Annotated in this window: 4 protein-coding genes and 1 riboswitch; of the genes, 2 read left to right on the top strand and 2 right to left on the bottom strand. The window is 75.1% G+C overall.

What is annotated here, in order from left to right; all coding sequences use genetic code 11:
- The first annotated feature begins 122 nt into the window (after positions 1-122).
- Complete coding sequence (locus tag ABWK99_RS13775) at positions 123-1,052, top strand: MIP/aquaporin family protein (protein ID WP_372595272.1); 930 nt, start codon at positions 123-125, stop codon at positions 1,050-1,052.
- 3 nt (positions 1,053-1,055) lie between these two features.
- On the opposite strand, the gene ABWK99_RS13770 is transcribed toward ABWK99_RS13775, so the two are convergent.
- The gene (locus tag ABWK99_RS13770) at positions 1,056-1,319 is read right to left on the bottom strand and encodes a DUF3017 domain-containing protein (RefSeq protein ID WP_372595271.1); all 264 of its coding nucleotides are present in this window, start codon (positions 1,317-1,319) and stop codon (positions 1,056-1,058) included.
- A gap of 24 nt (positions 1,320-1,343) precedes the next feature.
- On the opposite strand from ABWK99_RS13770, the gene ABWK99_RS13765 reads away from it, so the two are divergent.
- Positions 1,344-2,591, top strand: a complete 1,248-nt coding sequence (locus ABWK99_RS13765) for an NAD(P)/FAD-dependent oxidoreductase (RefSeq protein ID WP_372595270.1) — start codon at positions 1,344-1,346, stop codon at positions 2,589-2,591.
- 105 nt (positions 2,592-2,696) lie between these two features.
- Here ABWK99_RS13765 and purH read toward each other — a convergent pair whose 3' ends face one another.
- The gene (gene purH / locus ABWK99_RS13760) at positions 2,697-4,337 is read right to left on the bottom strand and encodes a bifunctional phosphoribosylaminoimidazolecarboxamide formyltransferase/IMP cyclohydrolase (protein ID WP_372595269.1); all 1,641 of its coding nucleotides are present in this window, start codon (positions 4,335-4,337) and stop codon (positions 2,697-2,699) included.
- Positions 4,338-4,391: 54 nt separating this feature from the next.
- Positions 4,392-4,480: riboswitch (ZMP/ZTP riboswitch) on the bottom strand.
- Between the last annotated feature and the right edge of the window lie 215 nt (positions 4,481-4,695).

The following is a 4,695-nucleotide window of genomic DNA, read 5'->3' as shown; positions in this document are numbered from 1 at the left end:
GCGTCGTTGCGGCAGCTCTCGGAAGAAGATTACTCGACATCGAGAGACCTGGGTCTGCGTCCAGGTACCGGTGGCATGATGCCGAGGCCAGCAGAGCCTGCACCGCCCACGAGAGGACCCGCATGTCCACGCCCGAGCCCACCCCGCCGGCAGCATCCGACGCGGACGAGTCCCCCGTCGCCGAGACCGCGATGACCCTCGAGGTCGAGTCCTTCGAGCTGAGCGGACTGGAGACCGTCGCGTACGAGGAGGAGCCCTCGCTCCTCGCCCGGGTCGGCGCTGAGACGTTCGGGTCCTTCGCCTTCGTCCTGGTCACGGTCGGCGCCCTGCTCTACACCCAGCTCAGCGGCGTCGGCACCCTCGGTGTGGCCCTTGCCGCAGGTCTCGTGCTCGCGGGGCTGACGCATGCCCTCGGAGGGTTCTCCGGCGCGCACCTGAACCCCGCCGTGAGCGTCGCGGCGGCGATCACCGGACGGACCCCGACGGTCGACGCCGTGCTCTACGTCGCCGGCCAGGTGCTAGGCGCGATCACCGCCGTCGCCGTCCTGGTCCTGACCGTCCCGGCGGGCCTCCCCGAGGCGCTCGGCACGGACTCGGCCGTCGGCCTGATGGCCACCACCGCCAACGGCTACGACGCCCTCTCCCCCCTCTCGACGCTGTCCAGCGGGCAGTTCACCTTCGGCCTCGTCGCCGCCCTGGTCGTCGAGCTCCTCGGCACGATCGTCCTGGTCGCCGTCGTCCTGGCGAACCGCGCACGACGCAGTGGTGCCGTGGCGGTCGGCCTGACCTTCGCGGCCCTCCTCCTGCTCGTCGCCCCGGTGACCAACGGTGCGCTCAACCCCGCCCGCGCCACCGCCGTCGCGATCGTCTCGGTCGGCTCCGACACCACGGCGCTCGCGCAGCTGTGGCTCTTCTGGCTGACCGGGCTGGTCGGCGGCGCCGTCGTCGGGCTCGCCCTGCTCGCCTTCGGTCGCCGGGAGCTCACGACGGAGGACCAGGACCTCCTGACGGCCGAGCCCGTCGAGGACGTCCAGGACGTGCGCCTCGACTGAGGCTCAGACGCCGGGGCTGAGGCTGAGCACGCCGATGCCCACCGCGAGCAGCATCATCACGGTGACATCCGTCATCGTCGACCGGACGGCGAGCCCCACGGGTCGGTGCCCGTGCAGCACCCCGCGGAGGACGGCGGCGATCGCGCAGGTCGCCGCGAGGGCCGCGCAGGCGACATCGGGACCGACGACGAGGGCGAGCACGGCGGCGGCCACGAGGGCAGCGCCGACCAGGCGCAGCGTTGCCGCGTCTCGGCGTTCCTCGGTCACGCTGCGTGAGACTACCGTGGGCGCGTGAGCAGCGACGCCGACCAGGGGAGGCGGGTCCGCTCGCTCGTCGTGATCGGCGCGGGCCTCGCCGGAGCGCAGTCGGTCCAGGCCGCGCGTGCGCTCGGGTGGGACGGGCACCTCACCGTGCTCGGCGCCGAGGGCCTCGCCCCGTACGACCGCCCGCCGCTGTCCAAGGAGCTCTTCACCCGCACCACGCCCGCCTGGCTGCGCGACGAGCTGGGCGCCGACCTGGCCGCCGCCGACGACGTCCGCCTCGCCGAGCCCGCGACCGGGCTGACCCCCCGACCCGACGGGGTGCGGGTGCGCACCAGCGGCGGCGCGATCGACGCCGACGCCGTCGTGCTCGCCACCGGATCGCGCCCCGTGCTCCCCTCGCGGTGGCACGCCAGGACCTTGCGGACCGTGCCCGACGCCGCGTCACTGCGCGCAGCCGTCGGGCCGGGCACCCGGCTCGTGGTGCTGGGGGCCGGGTGGATCGGCGCCGAGGTGGCCGGCGCCGCTACGGCCGCCGGGGCCGAGGTCACCGTCGTCGAGGCGGGCCGCGCGCCACTCGCCGGTGCCCTCGGTGCAGAGGTCGGCTCACGGACCATCGGCTGGTACCGGGACGCGGGCGTGCGGCTGCTCACCGACTCCCCGGCTGCCGCCGTCGACGAGCCCTCCCGCCGGGTGCGGCTCACCGACGGGTCGGTGCTCGAAGCGGACGTCGTCCTGGCGGCCGTCGGCGCACGGCCGGAGAGCGAGTGGCTGGCCCTGTCCCTTCCCGTGCGCCCCGACGGGCACCTCGCCGTCGACGAGCGCTGGCAGGTGCCGGGTACGCACGGCCGGGTCGCTGCCGTCGGCGATCTCGCGCGCCGCCCGTCGCCGCGTCACGGCTGGGTCGGCGGGGGCCATTGGGACGCGGCGCTGCGCGGACCGGCTCTCGCCGTCAGGACGCTGCTCCACGGGCCGGGGCCCGTGGGCCCGGTCGACGACCCGCCGCCGTACGTCTTCTCCACCCAGCTCGGTCACGACCTCGGTCTGCTCGGCCGACCCTCCCCGCAGGACGAGGTCGTCCTGCGGGAGTCGCCCGGCGGCTGGACGGCCCTGTGGTTCGCCCCGGGAGGGGCCGTGCTGACCGCTGTCCTCGGGGTCGATCGGCCACGGGACGTCTCGGCCGCCCGCAAGCTGTTCGCGGGAACCGACCTTCCCCGGCTCGACAGGACGCGCGCCGCCGACCCGGAGGTCCCCCTGCGCGAGGCGAGCCTCGGCTGAGTCCCCCGGGACCGGCGGCCGTCAACCCGTCGAGCCGCGGAGCGGTCGGTGCAGGTCGGTGCAGGTCGGTGCAGGTCGGTGCAGGTCGGTGCAGGTCGGTGCAGGTCAGTGCGCGAAGTGCCGCGTGCCGGTGAGGTAGAGGGTGACGCCTGCGGCTGCTGCCGCTGCCACGACCTCCTCGTCCCGCACCGAGCCGCCCGGCTGGACGACGGCGCGCACCCCGGCGTCGAGCAGGACCTGCAGTCCGTCGGCGAACGGGAAGAAGGCGTCCGAGGCCGCGACGGCGCCGCGGGCGCGCTCGACCTCACCGGTGTTGGCCCGCTCGACCGCGAGGCGGCAGGAGTCGACGCGGTTGACCTGACCCATGCCCACCCCGACCGATGCGCCGTCGTGGGCGAGCAGGATCGCGTTGGACTTCACGGCCCGCACCGAGCGCCAGGCGAACTCCAGGTCGGCGAGGGTCTCGGCGTCGGCCGGCTCGCCGGCGGCGAGCGTCCAGGTGGTCGGGTCGTCACCGGCGGCGTCGATGCGGTCCCGCTCCTGGAGCAGGAGTCCCCCGGTGATCGGACGCAGCTCGACCTCGCCGGCCGACGGGGCCGCGACCCGCAGCACCCGCACGTTCTTCTTGGTGGCGAGGACGTCGAGGGCACCCGGCTCGAAGTCGGGCGCGAGCACGACCTCGGTGAACACCGGCGCGATCTGCCGCGCGGCGTCCACGCTGAGCGGGCGGTTGGTGGCGATCACACCGCCGAAGGCCGAGACCGGGTCGCAGGCGTGGGCTCGTGCGTGGGCCTCGGCCACGTCGGCGCCCACGGCGATCCCGCAGGGGTTCGCGTGCTTGATGATCGCGACGGCAGGGCGCTGGTGGTCGTGGGCGGCACGCCAGGCGGCGTCGGCGTCGACGTAGTTGTTGTAGCTCATGGCCTTGCCGTGCAGCTGCTCGGCCGTGGCCAGGCCCTCGGCCCGGTCGCCGTGGGTGTACAGCGCGGCCGACTGGTGCGGGTTCTCGCCGTAGCGCAGCACGGCCTGGCGGTCCCAGGTGGCGCCCAGCCAGGCGGGGAAGCGCGTCGCGAGCGGCCCCTCCTCGGTCTCGACCTCGCCCGTCGGGGCCAGGACGCTGCCCATCCAGGAGGCGACGGCGACGTCGTAGGTCGCGGTGTGCACGAAGGCCGCAGCGGCCAGCGAGCGACGCTCGGCGAGGGTGAAACCACCGCGCGCGACGGCGGCGATGACGTCCGCGTAGCGGGTGGGGTCCACGACGACGGCGACGCTGGGGTGGTTCTTCGCCGCGGCACGCACCATCGAGGGCCCGCCGATGTCGATCTGCTCGACGACCTCGTCCTGACCGGCGCCCGAGGCGACGGTGGCGGCGAAGGGGTAGAGGTTGACCACGACGAGGTCGAAGGGCTCGATCCCGAGCTCGGCCAGCTGGGCGGCGTGATCGGGCTTGCGCAGGTCGGCGAGGATCCCGGCGTGCACGCGCGGGTGCAAGGTCTTGACCCGACCCTCGAGGCACTCAGGGAAGCCGGTCAGCTCCTCCACCGGCGTCACCGGGACGCCGGAGGCCGCGATCGTCGCGGCGGTGGAGCCCGTGGAGACCAGCTGGACGCCGGCGGCGTGCAGGGCACCGGCGAGCTCGGTCAGGCCCGCCTTGTCGTAGACGCTGAGCAGGGCACGGCGCACGGGGCGACGGGTCTCGGCTGCGGTGGGGTCGGACGGGGATGCGGGGACGGGGCTCGCGCTCATCGGTCCTCCTGGGTCGGCGGCCCGCGCGACGGACGCCGCGCGGCTCGATCGGGACCCAGGCACCCAGGCGGACGGTGCACGGCAGGGAACTGCGGCCGCTCCCTGGTGGTTGACCCCACCTCACGCCAGTCACGGCCGGGGCGAGTCTAGCCGAGACCTCGCGCGCGGCACGGCCCTCGCCGGTCGCTCCCTCGGCCCGCCGGCTACCGTGACACAGCACCGCGGCCCGCCGACTACAGGTCGCGCAGCACCTCGGCCCGCGCGGCCGCCCGCTCGGCCTCGCTGATCGCACCGGTCGCCGCGAGCCGGTCGATCTCGGCGAGGCGCTCCTCGACGCTGCGCGGCGCGGGTGCGTCAG

The organism is Actinotalea sp. (assembly GCF_041597215.1).
Taxonomy (GTDB): Bacteria; Actinomycetota; Actinomycetes; order Actinomycetales; family Cellulomonadaceae; genus Actinotalea.
Note: the sequence above shows the minus strand (reverse complement) of the source record. Positions and strands in the feature narration are given on the sequence as shown.

Excerpts from the sequence above, each read along its gene's own strand:
- purH (WP_372595269.1), bottom strand. The coding sequence starts at position 4,337 with ATGAGCGCGAGCCCCGTCCCCGCATCCCCGTCCGACCCCACCGCAGCC.
- ABWK99_RS13775 (WP_372595272.1), top strand. The coding sequence starts at position 123 with ATGTCCACGCCCGAGCCCACCCCGCCGGCAGCATCCGACGCGGACGAG.